At 73.2% G+C, this 16,835-nt stretch carries 14 protein-coding genes; 8 read left to right on the forward strand and 6 right to left on the reverse strand.

Annotation, left to right across the window (positions count from 1 at the left end):
• Positions 1 to 34 precede the first annotated feature (34 nt).
• Positions 35 to 2,176 carry a hybrid sensor histidine kinase/response regulator gene (locus tag miv_RS07555; RefSeq protein WP_207182091.1) on the reverse strand — a complete coding sequence of 714 codons (2,142 nt, stop codon included), beginning with the start codon at positions 2,174 to 2,176 and terminating at the stop codon, positions 35 to 37.
• 349 nt (positions 2,177 to 2,525) lie between these two features.
• Between miv_RS07555 and miv_RS07560 the strand changes: the two genes are divergently transcribed.
• Positions 2,526 to 4,184, forward strand: a complete 1,659-nt coding sequence (locus miv_RS07560) for a dihydroxyacetone kinase subunit DhaK (protein WP_207182092.1) — start codon at positions 2,526 to 2,528, stop codon at positions 4,182 to 4,184.
• Positions 4,185 to 4,376: 192 nt separating this feature from the next.
• Here the strand turns inward: miv_RS07560 and miv_RS07565 are convergent, their stop codons facing one another.
• The gene (locus miv_RS07565; protein ID WP_207182094.1) at positions 4,377 to 4,934 is read right to left on the reverse strand and encodes a Ros/MucR family transcriptional regulator; all 558 of its coding nucleotides are present in this window, start codon (positions 4,932 to 4,934) and stop codon (positions 4,377 to 4,379) included.
• Positions 4,935 to 5,157: 223 nt separating this feature from the next.
• Here miv_RS07565 and miv_RS07570 point away from each other — a divergent pair, with 223 nt between their 5' ends.
• From miv_RS07570 to miv_RS07590, 5 genes are all read left to right on the forward strand, one after another.
• Entirely contained in the window at positions 5,158 to 5,370 is a 213-nt protein-coding gene (locus miv_RS07570) for a ferredoxin (protein ID WP_207182095.1), read from the forward strand.
• Entirely contained in the window at positions 5,367 to 6,650 is a 1,284-nt protein-coding gene (locus tag miv_RS07575) for an NAD(P)/FAD-dependent oxidoreductase (protein ID WP_207182096.1), read from the forward strand. Before miv_RS07570 ends, miv_RS07575 begins: the two co-directional genes overlap by 4 nt.
• A 32-nt stretch (positions 6,651 to 6,682) precedes the next feature.
• A complete protein-coding gene (locus miv_RS07580) occupies positions 6,683 to 7,930 on the forward strand; it encodes a cytochrome P450 (RefSeq protein ID WP_207182097.1) in 1,248 nt (415 codons plus the stop codon).
• Positions 7,931 to 7,993: 63 nt separating this feature from the next.
• Positions 7,994 to 9,559, forward strand: coding sequence for an FAD-dependent oxidoreductase (locus tag miv_RS07585; RefSeq protein WP_207182099.1), 1,566 nt, complete (start codon positions 7,994 to 7,996; stop codon positions 9,557 to 9,559).
• A 103-nt stretch (positions 9,560 to 9,662) separates the two neighbouring features.
• A complete protein-coding gene (locus miv_RS07590) occupies positions 9,663 to 10,157 on the forward strand; it encodes a MarR family winged helix-turn-helix transcriptional regulator (RefSeq protein WP_207182101.1) in 495 nt (164 codons plus the stop codon).
• 3 nt (positions 10,158 to 10,160) lie between these two features.
• Here miv_RS07590 and miv_RS07595 read toward each other — a convergent pair whose 3' ends face one another.
• The 4 genes from miv_RS07595 to miv_RS07610 form a co-directional block, all read right to left on the reverse strand.
• Positions 10,161 to 10,631: an acyl-CoA thioesterase gene (locus miv_RS07595; protein WP_207182102.1), complete on the reverse strand. Its 471-nt coding sequence runs from the start codon at positions 10,629 to 10,631 to the stop codon at positions 10,161 to 10,163.
• Positions 10,628 to 12,436, reverse strand: a complete 1,809-nt coding sequence (locus miv_RS07600) for a feruloyl-CoA synthase (protein ID WP_207182103.1) — start codon at positions 12,434 to 12,436, stop codon at positions 10,628 to 10,630. Before miv_RS07600 ends, miv_RS07595 begins: the two co-directional genes overlap by 4 nt.
• 4 nt (positions 12,437 to 12,440) lie before the next feature.
• Entirely contained in the window at positions 12,441 to 13,655 is a 1,215-nt protein-coding gene (locus tag miv_RS07605; RefSeq protein ID WP_207182104.1) for an ABC transporter substrate-binding protein, read from the reverse strand.
• A gap of 351 nt (positions 13,656 to 14,006) precedes the next feature.
• On the reverse strand, positions 14,007 to 14,798 hold the full coding sequence (locus tag miv_RS07610; protein WP_207182105.1) for a crotonase/enoyl-CoA hydratase family protein: 792 nt from the start codon (positions 14,796 to 14,798) through the stop codon (positions 14,007 to 14,009).
• Between the two features lie 135 nt (positions 14,799 to 14,933).
• On the opposite strand from miv_RS07610, the gene miv_RS07615 reads away from it, so the two are divergent.
• The gene (locus miv_RS07615; RefSeq protein WP_207182107.1) at positions 14,934 to 15,905 is read left to right on the forward strand and encodes a 3-hydroxyacyl-CoA dehydrogenase NAD-binding domain-containing protein; all 972 of its coding nucleotides are present in this window, start codon (positions 14,934 to 14,936) and stop codon (positions 15,903 to 15,905) included.
• A gap of 35 nt (positions 15,906 to 15,940) precedes the next feature.
• On the forward strand, positions 15,941 to 16,822 hold the full coding sequence (locus miv_RS07620) for a beta-keto acid cleavage family enzyme (RefSeq protein WP_058620247.1): 882 nt from the start codon (positions 15,941 to 15,943) through the stop codon (positions 16,820 to 16,822).
• Positions 16,823 to 16,835 lie beyond the last annotated feature (13 nt).

Consider the following 16,835-nt stretch of genomic DNA (forward strand, 5'->3'; position numbering starts at 1 on the left):
GATTGGGCTTAACGTGGTGTGACGGAGCGGCGTCCTATCCCTGCTCGATCATCCGGCGAATGCGCAGGGCCAGCGCCTCGACCACGAAGGGCTTCGTCAGCACCGCGGTGCCCGGCTCGAGCTGGCCGGTCCCCAGGGCCGCGTTCTCGGCGTAGCCGGTGATGAACAGCACCTTCAGGCCCGGCCGCAAGGCCCGGCCCGCATCCGCCATCTGGCGGCCGTTCATGCCGCCGGGCAGGCCGACATCGGTGACGAGGAGGTCGATGCGCACATCCGATTGCAGCACGCGCAAGCCCCCCGCGCCGTCCGCCGCCTCGATCGCCGTGTAGCCGAGATCCTCCAGCACCTCGGTCACCAGCATCCGCACCGTCGGCTCGTCGTCGACGATCAGCACGGTCTCGCCGCACTCGGCCCGGGGCGTCTCGCCCCGGAGGGGTTGCACCGCCTCGGCATCCGAGGCGCCGTGGTGGCGCGGCAGGGTGAGCGTCACGGTGGTGCCGCGCCCGACCTCGGAGGTGATCCGCACCTGCCCGCCCGATTGCTGGGTGAAGCCGTAGATCATCGACAGGCCGAGGCCCGTGCCCTGGCCGATGGGTTTGGTGGTGAAGAACGGATCGAAGGCGCGCCGCACCACCTCGGGCGCCATCCCGGTGCCGGTATCGGCGACGGAGAGCGACAGGTAGTCGCCCGGCGGCATCTCGTGCGCGCGGGCGGCGGCCGCGTCGAGGCTCAGATGCGCGGTCTCGATCCCGATCCGCCCGCCGTCCGGCATCGCGTCCCGGGCGTTGATGCAGAGGTTGAGGAGTGCGTTCTCGAGCTGGGGCGGATCGACAAGGACGGTCCAGAGGTCGGCCGGCCCCGAAACCGCGATCTCGATCGCCGGGCCGACGGTGCGGCGGATCAGCTCCTCCATGCCGGCCACGAGGCGGTTGACGTCGGTCGGGCGCGGGTCGAGCGTCTGGCGCCGCGAGAAGGCGAGGAGCCGGTGCGTCAGCGCCGCGGCACGGCGCGTCGCGCCCTGCGCGGCGGCGACGTAGCGGTCGACCTCCTTGAGGCGGCCCTGGCCGATGCGGGTCTGCATCAGTTCGAGGGAGCCCGAGATGCCGGCGAGCAGGTTGTTGAAGTCGTGGGCGAGGCCGCCGGTGAGCTGGCCCACCGCCTCCATCTTCTGCGACTGGCGCAACGCCTCCTCGGCCCGCATCAGCTCGGCGGTCTGCTCGGCGACGCGCTGCTCCAGGGTCTCGGTCAGCGTCCGCAGCTGGGCGATGGCGCGGTCGCGCTCGGCCTCGACGGCGCGGCGCTCGTTCACGTCGATCAGGACGCCCGGGAAGCTCAGCGGGGTGCCGTCCGGCGCGTGGTCGACCCGCCCGTTCGCCTCCAGCCAGTAATATCGCCCGTCGGCGCGCCGGGTGCGGTACTGGTGCGCGTAGGTGCCGCCGCGGATCACCACCGCGTCGATCGCCGCGATCAGGCCGGCCCGGTCGTCGGGGTGCACGGTCTCGATCACCTGCTCCAGGCTCAGGCCTTCGCGGCCCAAGGCCGGATCGAGGCCGAAGCTGCGGGCGAAGGCCTCGTCGACGGTGAAGCGGTCGGTCGGCAGGTCCCAGAACCAGGTACCGATGATCGCGCCGGCCGACAGGGCGAGCTGGACCCGCTCGATGTTCTGCCGGGCGATCGCCTCGCTCTCGCGCAACTGCCGCGTCGCGGTCACCTGGGCGGTGGTCTCGTTGGTGAGGATGAAGAGACCCGCGACGCGCCCCTCGCCGTCGAGGACGCGCGAGTACGAGAAGGTCCACCAGGTGTCGGCCTCGCCCCGGTCGGTGCCGAGCTTCCAGGGCAGGTCGACGAAGCGGCGGCTCCGCCCCGCGAAGGCGTCCTCGATGATGGGCTTGGCCTGCTCCCAGCCATCGGCCCAGACGCGGTCGAAGCGCTCGCCCATCGCCCAGTCGAGGCGGGGGCCGAGCAGCGGGAAGTAGGTCTCGTTGAAGAAGAAGTGGAGGTCCGGCCCCCAGGCCAGGATCATGCTCTCGGGCGAGTTCAGCACCAGGGCGAGCGCCGTGCGCAGGGAATCCGGCCAGGTCGCCGGGGCCCCGAGCGGATGGCCCGTCCAGTCGCGCGCGCGGATCATCTCGGCCGCACGGCCGCCGCCGGCCAGGAACGCAAGGGGGTCGCTCATCGTCGTCGCGGCGTTCACCTGGGGATCGGGCTCGCGCCGCTGCGTCGTGGCCCCGGCGAGGGTCGAGGGTCGGGTCCGGCGGTGCGGGGAAGGGGCCGACCCGAATGTGTCGCGTCTTATCGCCCGAAGGAGCGGATTCGGCAAAGCCGTTCGGCCCCGGCCGGGCCGATGCGTCGCCGTGATGGCGGATGGGCCACGCTTTTGGCAGGATCGGCCGCGGCGGGCGGATCGCGACCGGGCGCCGCCGAGCGGGGCGGACCGGAGCGGCTCCGCCCGGATTGCCGTGTCTGCATCGTCCGCCGAACCGGCACCTGCATCGGCGGACGATGCTCGGGGGAGGACCGACCGGATGGCCCACTTCATCAACGACCGCGCCGCCCTGGTGGCGGAGGCGGTGGACGGCCTCGTCTCCGGCAGCGGCGGGCGCCTCGCCCGGCTCGACGGCGATCCCGCGATCCGGGTCGTCGTACGGGCCGGCTGGGCGGCGGACCGGGTCGCCCTCGTCTCCGGGGGCGGCTCGGGGCACGAGCCGGCCCATGCGGGCTTCGTCGGCCGCGGCCTGCTCACCGCGGCGGTCTGCGGCGACGTGTTCGCGTCGCCCTCCGTCGATGCGGTGCTGGCCGGGATCCTGGCGGTGACCGGGCCGGCGGGCTGCCTTCTGATCATCAAGAACTATGCCGGCGACCGGCTGAATTTCGGGCTCGCCGCGGAGCGTGCCCGGGCCCTCGGCCTGGCCGTCGAGACGGTCACGGTCGCCGACGACATCGCGATCCCCGGTGCGGCCCAGCCCCGCGGCATCGCCGGCACGCTCCTGGTCCATAAGGTGGCGGGCCACGCCGCCGAATCCGGCCGGTCCCTGGCCGAGGTGGCGGATGCCGCCCGCACGGCCGCCGCCGGGATCCGCTCCCTCGGCATCGCGGTCTCGGGCTGCACCCTGCCGGGCGGGACCCGGGAGGCCCGCCTCGCCCCCGGCGAGGCCGAGCTCGGCCTCGGCATCCACGGCGAGCCCGGCATCGAGCGCATCGCCCTGCCGGCCGCCGACGACCTCGCCCGGCTGATGGCCGCGCGCCTCGCCGAGACCCTGCCGGCGGACGGTCCCCTCGCCCTCCTCGTCAACAACCTCGGCGGCACCACGGCGCTGGAGATGCAGGTGCTCGCCCGGGCGGTGCTGGCGACGCCCCTCGGGGCCCGGGTGCGCCTGCTCCTCGGGCCCGCCGCCGCCATGACGGCCCTCGACATGTACGGCGCCTCGCTCTCGCTCATGCCCCTCGCGGCCGAGACCGAGGCGGCGCTGACGGCCGCGACCGACGCGCCGGCCTGGCCGCTCGCGGTCCCGGTGGTCGCATCCGCGACGCTCCCCTTGCCCGCTCGGCTCGCCCGGCGGAGCCAGGCGCCCGCGGCGTCGCACGATCCGGCGGTGGCCGGGGCGATCACCGCGGTCTGCACGGCGCTGGCCGCGGCGGAGACGGACCTCAACGCCCTCGATGCGCGGGTCGGTGACGGCGACACCGGCACCACCTTCGCGACCGCCGCCCGGGCGGTGCTGGCCGATCTCGACCGGCTGCCCCAGGCCGAGCCCGCCGCCTTGTGCCACGCGCTGTCGGAGCGCCTCGCCCGGGTGGCCGGCGGATCGAGCGGGGTGCTGATGTCGATCTTCTTCGCCGCCGCCGGCTCGGCTTTGGCCGAGGGCGCGGACTGGCCCGCGGCGCTGACCGCGGGCGCGGCGCGCCTCCAGGCCCATGGCGGGGCGAAGCCCGGCGACCGCACCCTGCTCGACGCACTGGTACCGGCCCTCGACGCGCTGCCGGCCGGCGGCCTTCCCGGAGCGGCGCGGGCCGCGGAAGCGGGCGCCGCCGCCACCGCCGGCATGACACGGGCCGGCACCGGACGGTCGAGCTACCTCGCCGCCGCCGATCTCGCCGGGGTGGAGGATCCGGGCGCCGTCGCGGTGGCCCGGGCCTTCGCGGCCCTGGCGCGGGCCGATCGCGGGTCGCCGCGGCCGGGCTGACGCGGCGCAGGGATTACGCCCTCTCGGGCTCCCTCATGCCGGTCGAATCGCGCGGCCTCGTTCGATCGCGCGCCTCGACATTCAATCCTCGTCCCGAGGGGACGGTCGATCGCGGGGTGATCGCCCTCCCGGGATGGGGGATCGGGCGGGATCGCTCACCGCCCGCGCCCCATCGCCTGGAGGAACAGGCGCTCAGGTGCTGCGGCGACCGCGGCGAGGCTTGGGCTCGTCTTGCGCCTCGTTCTCCGGGAGCATGCCGGCCTCCGTCGCCTCGGCCGGTTCCGCGGTGGGGAGTTCGGCCATGTCGTCCGTTTCCTCGACGGCCCGCGCCGCGCTGCGGCGGCGCTGCTGGCCGAGGCCGAGGGAGCGCGCCAGTTCCGAGCGCTGCTCGGAATAGCTCGCCGAGGTCATCGGGTAGTCGAGCGGCAGGCCCCATTTCTGGCGATAGGCCTCGGGCGTCAGCCCGCGCAGGGTCAGATGACGGCGCAGGGTCTTGTAGGACTTGCCGTCCTCGAAGCTGACCAGGAAGTCGTGGCTGATCGATCGGCGGATCTCCGCCGGCGTCGCCTTGGGATGAGCCGGTTCAGGAGCGGCTTTACCGCCCTTCGCGACCTCGTTCAATGCACTGAAGACGTCGGCGATCAGCTTCGGCAGCTCCGCACCTTGCAGATGATTGCTGCTGACATATGCCGAGATGATATCGGCCGTCAGCGTGACGATCTGATCGTGAGTGTCGGCGTTATCGTCCATGCCTGAGGCTCGGGAGTCACTGCAAATCGGTGTCGTATCCTTAAGTTCGCGTTGACCTCAAACGCAAGGATTATCTGTCGACGTGGGTCGGATTCTCGATGGAATCGATGCCGTTGACATAACAAGCACGGGCGAGCGCGTCGGCCGTGCTGCCGTCTCAAGCGGTGCCGGAACCCGACCCGGCGACTTCGGTTTTCTCCGTCGGATGGTCCGGGAGCCGCGGATGCGCGTCGTCGTCGACTTGAACCGGTGTCAGGCCTACGCCCAGTGCTGCTACGCCGCGCCGGAGCGGTTCGTGCTGCAGGGCGACGAGATCCTGGCCTACGACCCGGCGCCGCCGGCCGCGGAGCGGGCCGCCATCGACCGGGCGGTGCAGGCCTGCCCGGTTCGCGCCATCCGGGTCGAGCACGACGCGTCGGCGGAGCGGGCGGCGTGAGGGACGGGACCATCGTGGTCGCGGGTGCCTCGCTCGCGGGCCTGCACGGGGCCGAGGCCCTGCGGCGGGGCGGGTTCGCCGGCCGCCTGATCCTCGTCGGCGACGAGCCCCACCGCCCCTACGACCGCCCTCCCCTGTCCAAGCACGTCCTCACCGGCGAGGTCGACGCCGGGGCCACGACCCTGCCGGGCGTCGGCACCCTCGACGCCGAGTGGCGCCTCGGCATCCCCGCCGCGGGCCTCGACCGCGCCGGCCGTGCGCTCCGCCTCGCCGACGGCACCCGCCTGCCCTTCGACCGCCTGCTGATCGCCACCGGCGCCCGCGCCCGGCCCTGGCCGCAGGCCGACGAGGCGCGGCTGTCGGGTGTCCACACCCTGCGCGGCCGCGACGACGCGGCGGCGCTCGCCGCCGGCCTCGCGGCGAGGCCGGGCCGGGTGCTGATCCTGGGTGCCGGCTTCATCGGCGGCGAGGTCGCCTCCAGCATCCGTGCCCTGGGACTGCCGGTCACGGTGGTCGATCCCGAACCGGCGCCCCTCGCCCGGGCGCTCGGCCGCGTGCTCGGCGGATTCATGGCCGGGCGGATGGAGGCGTCGGGCGTCGATCTGCGCCCCGGCACCCGTGTCGCGCGGCTCGAAGGGGACGGGGCCGGCCGGGTGCGCGCCGCGCATCTGGCCGATGGCGGCACGATCGAGGCCGCCCTCGTCGTGGTGGCCCTGGGCGCGGTGCGCAACACCGCTTGGCTCGCCGGCAGCGGCCTGTCGGCCGACGAGGGCGGGCTGTCCTGCGACGGCGCCTGCCGGGCCCTCGACGAGGCGGGCCGGCCCGACGAGGCGATCTTCGCCGCCGGCGACGTGGCGCGCTTTCCCCATCCGCTCTACGGCGGCCGCCCGGTCGCCCTGGAGCATTGGGGCAACGCCGTCGCGCAAGGGGCGCATGCGGCCCGCGCCATGCTGGACGGACCGGAGGCGGCGGGCGCCTATGCCGAGCTGCCGGCCTTCTGGTCGAGCCAGTTCGGCCTCAACATCAAGTCCCTCGGGCTGACCGAGGAGGCCGACGCGGTGGCGATCGTGCAGGGCGATCCGCGCACCGGCCGGTTCCTGGCGGTCTACGGCCGCGAGGGCCGCACGATCGCGGCGGTCGCGGTCAATGCCGGGCGCTGGCTGCCGGCCTACGAGGCGCCGATCCGGGAGGGCGCGCCGTTCCCGCCGATCACCGGCGGCGCCGACCAACCCTCCCCGGCACCGGTGCCGCCGGGCCTGCCCTCCGCGCAGGCCGCCTGACCGGCGCCGCCCGATCCGAGGTTCTCCACTCCATGACCGACACCGACGGCACCCTGTTCGCGCAGGTCCGCGATCCCGCGAACCGCGCCGATCCCTACCCGCTCTACGCCCGCCTGCGGGCGCAGCCCGTCGCGCGCCAGGACGACGGCACCTGGGTGGCGAGCGGCTACGCGGCGATCCGCGCCCTCCTGCACGATCCCCGGGTCAGCTCGGAGGACCTGCCGCCGGCCGAGCACCCGGCCACCGGCAACCCGCTCAAGGATTTTTTCGTCAACCCGCTCAAGGACTGGATCACCGACCGCCACCGCCCCTTCATCTTCCGCGATCCGCCCGACCACGGCCTGCTGCGGCGCCAGGTGATGGGACAGTTCACGGTGGCGCGGGTGCGGGGCATGAAGCGGCGCACCGAGGCACTGGTCGACGAGTGCCTGAAGGCATGCTCGGGCGCGACCCGCTTCGACCTCGTCGACGACCTCGCCTATCCGCTCCCCGTCACGGTGATCTGCGAGATGCTCGGCGTGCCGCGGGAGGACGAGGCGCGCTTCCATGCCTGGGCGACGCAGCTCGCCACCGCCCTCGAGCCCGAGAGCCGCAACGACGCGGACCTGCGGGCGCGCAACACCGAGACGTTCGACGCCATCGCCGCCTACATGCGCGACCTGATCCGCGAGAAGCGCCGCTCACCCGCCGACGACATGCTGTCGGGGCTCGCCACGGCGAAGGACCCGGAGGCCGGGCGGATGAGCGACCCGGACCTCGTCGCCACGGCGATCCTGCTCCTGATCGCCGGGCACGAGACCACCGTGAACCTCATCACCAACGGGATGCTGACGCTGTTGCGCCATCCCGACGAGCTGGCGCGCCTGCGGACCGATCCGGAGCGGGCGCCGCGGGTGATCGAGGAATTGCTGCGCTACGAGCCGCCGGTGCATTTCCGCACCCGGCTCACCCGGGCGCCGATCCCGGTCGCCGGCGTCACGATTCCGCAGGGCGTGCCCCTGGTGCTGCTCTTCGCCGCCGGCAACCGCGATCCGGCCCGCTTCCCCGATCCCGACCGGTTCGATCCCGACCGGGAGGACAACCAGCATTTCGGCTTCGGCGGTGCGCTGCATTACTGCGTCGGCGCGCCGCTCGCCCGCATCGAGGCCGAGGCGGCCCTGACCGCGCTGGTCGCCCGTCTGCGGGAGCCCCGCCTCGCCGAGGATCCGCCGCCCTACCGGTCGGGCGCGTCCCTGCGCGGGCCCGAGCGCCTGCTTCTCGACATCCGCGGCATCGCCTGACGGCACCGCAAGGTCATCCGCGCGTTGCCCGCCGACGAACGATGCGACGGACGGGAGCGGACGATGGCCGAGGGCGGTGGGAAGACCGGGACGACGGACGACAAGCCGGATTTCGCGCGCGGCATCCCGGCGGGCGACCTGCCCGAGGGCGCGATGATCGAGGGCACCCTCGGCGAGGACAAGGTGCTGCTCCTGCGCCGCGACGGCGCGGTGACGGCGATCGGGGCCCGCTGCACCCATCTCGGCGCACCGCTCGCCAAGGGCATCGTGGCCGAGGGCGAGATACGGTGCCCCTGGCACCATGCCCGGTTCAGCCTGGAGACCGGCGAGGCGGTCGGCGCCCCGGCCTTCGCGCCGCTGCCGTGCTACCGCGCCGAGGAGCGCGACGGCCGCATCACCGTGACCGGCCGGCGCGACGCCGCATCCAGGCCTGAAGGCGCCGAGCCGGCCAAAGCTCCTCCCGGCAAGGTGGTGATCATCGGCGGCGGGGCCGGGGGGCACGCCTGCGCCGAGTGGCTGGCCCGGGCCGGCCACGGCGCCGCCGTGACCCTGGTGAGCGACGATCCCGATCCGCCCTACGACCGCACCTTCTGCTCGAAGCAGTATCTCTCCGGCAAGGCGCCCCGCGAGAAGACGATGCTCGCCCCGGACGGCTTCTATGGCGGCGAGGGCCCGCGGCTCCTGCGCGACCGGGTGGTCTCCCTCGATCTCGGCGCGGAGGAGATCGTGACGGCCGGCGGCGAGCGGCTGGCCTACGACGCCCTGGTGATCGCCACCGGCGCCGCGCCGCAGACGCCCGACCTGCCGGGCTTCGACCGGCCCGAGGTCCATACCCTGCGCAGCCTCCAGGACGCCGACGCCCTGATCGCGGCGGCCGAGAAGGCCCGCTCGGTCGCCGTGGTGGGGGCGAGCTTCATCGGCCTCGAGGTCGCCGCCGCGATGATCGCCCGCGAGAAGCGCGTCGCGGTCGTGGCGCCCGATGCCGTGCCGTTGGCCAAGGTTCTCGGCGAGGCGGTCGGCCGCTTCGTCCAGGGGCTGCACGAGGAGAAGGGCGTGACGTTCCGGCTCGGCCGCAAGGTCGAGGGCTTCGACGGGACGGCGCTCGCCCTCGACGACGGCAGCCGGATCGAGGCCGACCTCGTGGTGCTCGGCACCGGCGTGGCACCGCGCATCGATCTCGCCGAGGCGGCCGGCCTGGCGCTCGCCGAGAAGGATGCGGGCGGCGGCATCGCGGTCGACGCCACCCTCGCCGCGTCGGCGCCCGGCATCTACGCCATCGGCGACGTCGCGTCCTATCCGGATCCGCGCAGCGGCCGGCCCCTGCGGGTCGAGCACTGGGTCCATGCCCAGCGCCAGGGCCAGCACGTCGCCCGCATGCTGCTCGGCGAGACGGCGCCGTTCACCGAGACGCCGTTCTTCTGGAGCGGGCATTACGGCACCAGCCTGCGTTACGTCGGTCATGCCGGCTCGGCCGAGGAGCCCCGGATCGAGGGCGAGGTGGGCAAGGGCGATTTCGCCGTGACCTACCGCGAGGACGGGCGCGACGCCGCTCTCGCCACCTGCAAGCGCGACACGCGCTCGCTCGAGGTCGAGGCCGCGTGGGACCGGGAGGCGCGGGCGGCGGTCTGATCGCCGGGGGCCGGGATCCGGGCGCGCCACCCCGCTTGCGCCCGGGCCCGTTCGCGGGCAGGTGGCGGACCAGTCCCACGGTCGAACACGGGCCCGTCCAGCGTTGCCGAGCGAAGATTCCCCGGGCCTTGCCCGTCTCGAAGGCCTGATCGGCTACACCCTGCGGCGGGCGCAGGTCGCGGTGTCGCGCAGCTTCGTCGAGCTGTTTGCCGATCTCGACGTGCGCCAGAGCCAGCTCGGCGTGCTCACGGTGATCGAGGGCAGCCCGGGCGCGCGGCCGAGCCAGGTCGGCGCGGCGATCGGCATCAAGCGGGCCAATATCGGCCCGCTCCTCGACGCGCTGGAGGCCCGCGCCCTGGTGCGCCGCGAGCCGGACCCGACGGACCGCCGCTCGCAATCGCTCTTCCTGACTGATGCCGGCGAGGCCCTGATGGCGGAACTCCACCGCCGCGAGGCCGCCCACGAGGAGCGCATCGCCGCCTTCCTGAACTCGCAGGAGCGGACCGCGCTCCTCGACCTCCTGCGGCGCCTGGAGCAGGGGGCGCGGGAGGTGGCGGGAGATTTGGCGGGGGACGAGGGGGCGGAAGAAGCCGAGTGAGGCTCACTCCCCGCGGAAGCGCCGCACCAGGTCCTCGGGGATCGGCGCCGCCTTCATCCGGGCGGGATCGTCGGGGTGGCGGCCGGCCCAGACCCGGCGCTCGCGGCCCTCGACGGCGAGCTCCCCGCCATTGAGCAGGCGGTGACGCACGGCAAAGCTCGATCGCCCGACATCCACCACCGTCGAGACGATCTCGACCCGGTCGCCGTAGCGCGAGGGCTTCAGGAAGCGGGCGCCGGTCTCGACCAGCGGGATGCCGAGGAGGTCGTAGCGCGCCAGCATCCCGGCCTTCGGCAGCCCGGTCGCGGCCTCGCAGAGCAGCGCGGTCGACCAGTCGAAGAAGTCGAAGAAGCGCGGGTTGAACACGATGCCGGCGGGGTCGCAATGGCCCCATTCCACCGTCAGCGTACGGGCATGGGTGAAGCCCTCGTGGTCGGGCGCTCGGTCCTGCGGCTTGTCGTGCGGCGCGGTCATGCGGTCTCCGGGGTGATGATGGCGGCCTCAAACGGCGCGGCGTAGAGCAGGTCCACGGCCGCTGCCCGGTTGCGCAGCACGCCGCGCTGGTTGATCGAGCCCTTGTCGGTCACCTCGTCGCGGTCGAGGGCCGGGGGTTCGGCGAGCAGCAGCAGCCGGGCGATGCGGTTCGACGAGCCGGTGGCCTTCTGCGCGAAGGCGCCGAGGCGGCGGGCGAAGTCGCGGCGCAGGGCCGGATGGGCGAGGACGCGCGCGTCGTCGCCGGTCTCGCCACAGAGGGCCCGGCACGCGGCGATGTCGGGAAAGACCAGGGCGGCGACCTCGTCCCGCGCCTCGCCCGCGATGGCGACGTCGCGCACCAGCGGCTGGAACGCGTCGAGGAAGGCGGCCCGCAGGGGACCGACGCTGACCCAGACCCCGGTGGTGAGCTTGAAATCCTCGTTGAGGCGCCCGTCGAAGGTGAAGCCGCGGTGAGGATCGGCGGGATCGACCGGCACCAGGGCGTCGCCGAGGCGGTAGAACCCCTCCTCGTCGAAGGCCGCCGCCGTCAGGTCCGGCCGGCGCCAGTAGCCGGGGGTGACGTTCGGCCCGCGCACCCGCGCCTCGCGCTTGGCGCCGACGGGCGCGACCTTCAGCGTGACGCCCGGCGCCGGCAGGCCGACCTGGCCGGCCTTGGCCGGGCGGTCGTCGGTAACGAGGGCGAGCGGCGCGGTCTCGGTGGCGCCGAGCCCCGTCACCATCGGCACCGTCCGGCCGATCGTCCGGCGGGCGAGGTCGTCGATGGCGTCCCAGACCGGCTGCGGCAGGCCGGCGGCGGCGAAGAAGGTGACCTGGAGCCGGCTAAAGAAATTGTTTCGGAGTTCGGCATCGTCGCGCAGGTGGGGCACCAGCGCCTCGAAACCCTTCGGCACCGTGAGGTAGAGGGTGGGCGCGACCTCGCGCAGGGCCCGCACGGTCTCGCGGATGCCGCCCGGCGTCGGCCGTCCCTCGTCGATGTGCAGCGTGCCGCCATTCGCCAGCACCAGGTTGAAGTTGTGGTTGCCCCCGAAGGTGTGGTGCCAGGGCAGCCAGTCGACCATCACCGGCGGCTCGGCGGTGAGCGCGGGAAAGCGCGCCTGGAGCATCGCCTGGTTGGAGGCGAGCATCCGGTGGGTGTTCACCACCGCCTTCGGCACGCCGGTGGAGCCGGAGGTGAACAGGAGCTTTGCCACCGTGTCCGGCACCACCGCCGCGTGGGCGGCGGCGACGGGAGCGGGATCCTCCGCCCACATCAGCTCCGCGAACGGCGTCGCCGGCCGGCCGATCGCCGCGCCGTCGCCGATCACCACCTCCGTGCCCGCCGGCACCGCGGCCGCGATGGCGGCGGCGTAAGGGGCGCCTTCCGCCGCGAAGACGAGGCCGGGGGTGAGCAAGTCCACGATCGCCCGCAGGCGGGCATGGTCCTGCGACACGGTGGAATAGGCCGGCGAGACCGGCGCCACCGCGATGCCGACATGGAGCGCGGCGAGCGAGAGCAGCGCGTGCTCGAAGCCGTTGCCGGACAGGATCATCACCGGCCGCTCGGCCGACAGGTTCCGGGCGAGCAGGGCGGCGGCGATGCGCTCGACGGCGCGGAGCGCCGCGCCGTAGGTCAGGGGCTCGACCGCTCCGCCGGCCCCGCGCCGGACCAGGAACGGTCTCTCCGGCGCCTCGGCGGCGTGACGGGTCAGGTGCGCGGTCAGGCGCTCCGGGTAGGGCGGCAGAGGGGCCGTCGCGGTGACGACGAGGCTGCCGTCCTCGCGCTCGGTGAAACGATGCGTCTCCATCGCCCTACCCCTTCACCAGCGGGCAGCCGCCTTCGGCGAGCGGGCGCCAGGCCTCCTCCGCCGGCACGGTGCGGACCGGCTTGAAGTAGTCCCAGCCGCCCTTGCTCTCGGCCGGGGTCTTGGTCTCGAGCAGGTACATCGGATGGAGCTTGCGCCCGTCCTCGCGGATGCGGCCTTGACCGAAGATCGGATCGTCGGTCGGCATCGCCTTCATGGCGGCCACGACGCTGCGGCCGTCGCCGGCATCCGTCACGGTCGCGAGCGCCTTCAGGTAGTGCTCCACCGCCGAATAGACGCCGGCCTGCATGTCGTTCGGCATGGCGTGGCGCGGGTGGCGGGCGGCATAGCGCGCCGCGAAGGCCCGGGTGCCGTCGTTGAGGTCCCAGTAATACGGCGTGACGATGTAGACGCCCTGCGTCGCCTCGAGGCCGAGCGCCGGCATGTTGGTGATGTTGAGGATCAGGCCGGCGAGGCGCTGGGCCGGGGCGATGCCGAACTCCGCCGCCTGCTTGAGGGCATTGGAGGTGTCGTCGCCGGCATTCGCCAGCCCGATCACGTCGGCGCCCGAGCCTTGCGCCTGGAGCAGGAAGGACGAGAAGTCGGCGGTGCCCAGCGGATGGCGCGCCGCGCCCTTCACGCTGCCGCCCATCGCCTTGACCTCCTCGGTGGCCGAGCCTTCGAGATCCTTGCCGAAGGTGTAATCGGCGGTGAGGAAGTACCAGGACTTGCCGCCCTGCTGCACCAGCGCCTTGGCGAGCGCGTGGCCGAGCGACCAGGTGTCGTAGGTCCAGTGCACGGTGTTGGGCGAGCATTGCTTGCCGGTGAGCTCGGCGGTGCCGGCGCCCGAGCCGATGAACACCTTGTTCTTCTCCCGCGCCAGGTTCGCCACCGCGAGCGCCACGGCGGAGTTCGGCACGTCGACGATCAGGTCGACACCGTCCTGGTCGAACCAGCGCCGGGCGATCGAAGCGCCGATATCGGTCTTGTTCTGGTGGTCGGCCGAGACCAGCTCGACCGGCCGCCCGGCCTGTTTGGAAAAATCCTCGATGGCGAGTTGCGCCGCGATGACCGAGCCCTGGCCCTGGTAGTCGGCGTAAGGCCCCGACATGTCGTTGAGGACGCCGATCTTCACCGGCCGCTCGGCGGCGGCGGCAGGGGCGAGGAAGGACAGGAGGGCGGCGAGCGCCGGCGCGAGCCGGCGGATGGGACGGCGTGGCATGGTTTCCTCCGGGGGGTGGCCGGTCTTGGTGCCGGGTCTTGAGTTTTACGAGGATGATGTCAGGTGCGTTGTGTTGACGATCCCAAGTAAAAATCAGGCGCGGGATCCCCTCTCCCAGACGGGAGAGGGGAACGGCGCCCTACTTGTTATCTTCTCTGTTTTTGCCTCTCGGGGTCATCCTGGGGCCGCGCAGCGGAGCCCGGGATCCAGAACCGCGGGTGGTGCAAGACGAAGCGGAAGGCGTCCCGCTCGATACGGGACATTCCGTGTTTCTGGATTCCGGGCTCCGCTGTCGCGGCCCCGGAATGACGCGGCGGGGACGAGAGGCCGGCGCGGACGAGCCCGCCTCCCCTATTCCCGCACCTTCTTCGCCCGCCCCTCCAGAAACTCCGCCAGCCGGCGCTTGGCCTCGGCGTCGCTCTGGGCCACGGCGGTCATCAGCGCCTCGGTGAGGTAGCCCGTCGCCGGGTCGGCCTCGGCGATGCGCGGCAGGGCGTGGATCAGGGCGTAGTTGGTGAGCGGCGCGTTCTCGGCCGCCCGGGTGGCGAGGGCGATCGCCCGTTCCAGCCCCTCGCCCGGGGCCACGACGTAGTGCGACAGGCCCAGCCGCTCGCCGCTCTCGGCATCGTGGACCCGGCCGGTCAGCATCATGTCGCGCATCCGCGAGACGCCGATCAGCCGCGGCAGCCGCACCGAGGCGCCGCCGCCGACGAAGATGCCGCGCTGGCCCTCCGGCAGGGCGTAGAAGGCGGACGATTCGGCCACCCGCAGATGGGCCGACAGCGCCAGTTCGAGCCCGCCGCCGATCACCGCGCCCTTCAGCGCCGCCACCACCGGCACCCGGCCGAACTCGATCTCGTGGAAGGCCCGGTGCCACATCCGCGAATGCAGCATCCCGGCCGGCGCATCGCGCTCGGTCAGCTCCGCGAGATCGAGCCCGGCGCAGAAATGCGGGCCCTGCGCGGCGATGACCAGCGCCCGCACGTCGTCGGGAAGACCCCGGGCGATGCGCTCCAGCCCCAGCACCATGCCGTCGTCGAGGGCGTTGCGCTTGTGCGGGCGGGACAAGGTGACGATCGCCACGGCCTCCCGCCGGGTGACGACCAGGGACTCGGTACCGAGGCCCGACAGGTCCTCCGCCATCGCGGCGCTCCTCCGATTCTCGCTCCGGCCGTTCGCGCCGGATTGCCAAACCTGATTTGTAATGTGATATAACTATCTCGACGGGTCAATCGGGCGGCAAGCCCCGACAGAGACCCGACCAGGGAGGGCGCCGCGATGGATGACGCGAGCGAAGCGGCTGCGGGCTACCGCACGGCCATCGGACGGGTGGCGGTGATCGGCACCGGCGTCATCGGGGCGTCGTGGGTGTCGCAATGCCTCGCCCGCGGGCTCGACGTGACCGCCACCGATCCGGCCCCCGGCGCCGAAGCGCGGTTGCGCGGGACGGTCGCCCGGCACTGGCCGGTCCTCGAACAGATCGGCCTTGCTCCCGGCGCCTCGCCCGAGCGCCTGACCTTCGTGGCCGAGCCCGAGGAGGCGGTGGCGCAAGCCGATTTCGTCCAGGAGAACGGCCCCGAGCGCCTGGAGATCAAGCACGAGACCTATCGGCGGCTCGACGCCGCGGCCGCGCCCGACGTGGTGCTGGCGACGAGCTCTTCCGGCCTCACCCCGAGCGCGATCCAGGCGGCCTGCCGGCATCCCGGCCGGGTGGTGCTGGGCCACCCCTTCAACCCGCCCCACCTCGTGCCGCTGGTCGAGGTCCTGGGCGGCGAGAGGACCGACGAGGGCGCCGTCGCGGCCGCGATGGCGTTCTACCAAAGCCTCGGCAAGCGGCCGATCCGCCTGCGGCGCGAGCTCGTCGGCCACGTCGCCAACCGGCTCCAGGCGGCGCTCTGGCGCGAGGCGTTCCACCTCGTCGGCACCGGCGCCGCCACGGTGGCCGATATCGACGCCGCCATCGCCCACGGGCCGGGCCTGCGCTGGGCCCTGATGGGGCCGTGCCTGCTCAACCACCTCTCGGGCGGGCCGGGCGGGCTCGCCCACACCCTCGACCATCTCGGCCCCCTGATGGAGGCGATGTGGGCCGATCTCGGCGACCCGCGCCTGACGCCCGCGCTGAAGCAGACCCTCGTCCAGGGCCTCGAACAGGCCCTCGAGGGGCGCGACCGCGACGCGATGGTGGCCGAGCGCGACCGGCTCCTCGTCGACCTCGTCCGGCAGAAGCGCGCGGCGCCGAACCTGCCGTAACCCCAGTTCCCACCACCACGAAACGGGAGGATACCATGGCCAAGGTGATCGTGACGGTGGCGCCGACGGGCGGCATGGCCTCGAAGGCGCAGAACCCCAACCTGCCGACCCAGCCCGAGGAGATCGCCGAGTCGGTGCACAAGTCCTGGAAGGAGGGCGCGGCGATCGCGGCGCTCCACGCCCGCCGTCCCGACGACGAGGCGACCTGCAACGACGGGATCTATCGCGACATCAACCGGCGCATCCGCGAGCGCTGCGACATCATCCTCAACAACTCGACCGGCGGCGGATCGAGCGGCGACATGCTGGTGCCGCGCCCCGACGGGCTGTTCGAATCGAGCTTCGAGGAGCGGCTGAAGGGCTGCGAGGCCGGCGCCGAGATGGCGACCTTCGACGGCATGACCTTCGCGGACGTGCATGGCGGCCGCGAGATCCTGGTGGTGACGACGCCGAGCCGCTGCGAGCTTCTCGCCAAGCGCATGCAGGAGCGCGGCATCAAGCCGGAATGGGAGGTCTTCGGCCCCCAGCACATCCTCCAGGACGTGACCCGGCTGATCGAGAAGGGCTACGACAAGCCGCCCTACTACATCAACATGGTGCTGGGCGCCGACAAGGGCTTCCAGGGCGCGATGCCCTATTCCCACGACATCCTGGCGGCGATGATCCGGATGCTGCCGCCCCAGTCCATCTTCTGCGTCTCCGGCATCGGCCCGGCGCAGTTGCCGGCCACCACCCAGGCGATCCTGCTCGGCGGCCACGTCCGGGTCGGGCTGGAGGACAACAACTACTATTCCCGCGGCCAGCTCGCGACCAACGAGCAGCTCGTCGCCCGCACGGTGCGGATCGTCAAGGAGCTGAACCACGAGCCGGCGAGCCCGGCCGAGGCGCGCGACATCCTCGGCCTCAAGGCCGTCTGAGGAGGTCGCACCG

This window comes from Methylobacterium indicum, from assembly GCF_017347565.1.
Classification (GTDB): Bacteria; Pseudomonadota; Alphaproteobacteria; order Rhizobiales; family Beijerinckiaceae; genus Methylobacterium; species Methylobacterium indicum.

Bases quoted from the DNA above. Each gene is read 5' to 3' on its own strand.
- miv_RS07615 (WP_207182107.1), top strand. From the start codon at position 14,934: ATGGATGACGCGAGCGAAGCGGCTGCGGGCTACCGCACGGCCATCGGA.
- miv_RS07605 (WP_207182104.1), bottom strand. From the start codon at position 13,655: ATGCCACGCCGTCCCATCCGCCGGCTCGCGCCGGCGCTCGCCGCCCTC.
- miv_RS07620 (WP_058620247.1), top strand. From the start codon at position 15,941: ATGGCCAAGGTGATCGTGACGGTGGCGCCGACGGGCGGCATGGCCTCG.
- miv_RS07555 (WP_207182091.1), bottom strand. From the start codon at position 2,176: ATGAGCGACCCCCTTGCGTTCCTGGCCGGCGGCGGCCGTGCGGCCGAG.
- miv_RS07565 (WP_207182094.1), bottom strand. From the start codon at position 4,934: ATGGACGATAACGCCGACACTCACGATCAGATCGTCACGCTGACGGCC.
- miv_RS07560 (WP_207182092.1), top strand. From the start codon at position 2,526: ATGGCCCACTTCATCAACGACCGCGCCGCCCTGGTGGCGGAGGCGGTG.
- miv_RS07610 (WP_207182105.1), bottom strand. From the start codon at position 14,798: ATGGCGGAGGACCTGTCGGGCCTCGGTACCGAGTCCCTGGTCGTCACC.
- miv_RS07585 (WP_207182099.1), top strand. From the start codon at position 7,994: ATGGCCGAGGGCGGTGGGAAGACCGGGACGACGGACGACAAGCCGGAT.
- miv_RS07580 (WP_207182097.1), top strand. From the start codon at position 6,683: ATGACCGACACCGACGGCACCCTGTTCGCGCAGGTCCGCGATCCCGCG.
- miv_RS07570 (WP_207182095.1), top strand. From the start codon at position 5,158: ATGCGCGTCGTCGTCGACTTGAACCGGTGTCAGGCCTACGCCCAGTGC.
- miv_RS07595 (WP_207182102.1), bottom strand. From the start codon at position 10,631: ATGACCGCGCCGCACGACAAGCCGCAGGACCGAGCGCCCGACCACGAG.
- miv_RS07600 (WP_207182103.1), bottom strand. From the start codon at position 12,436: ATGGAGACGCATCGTTTCACCGAGCGCGAGGACGGCAGCCTCGTCGTC.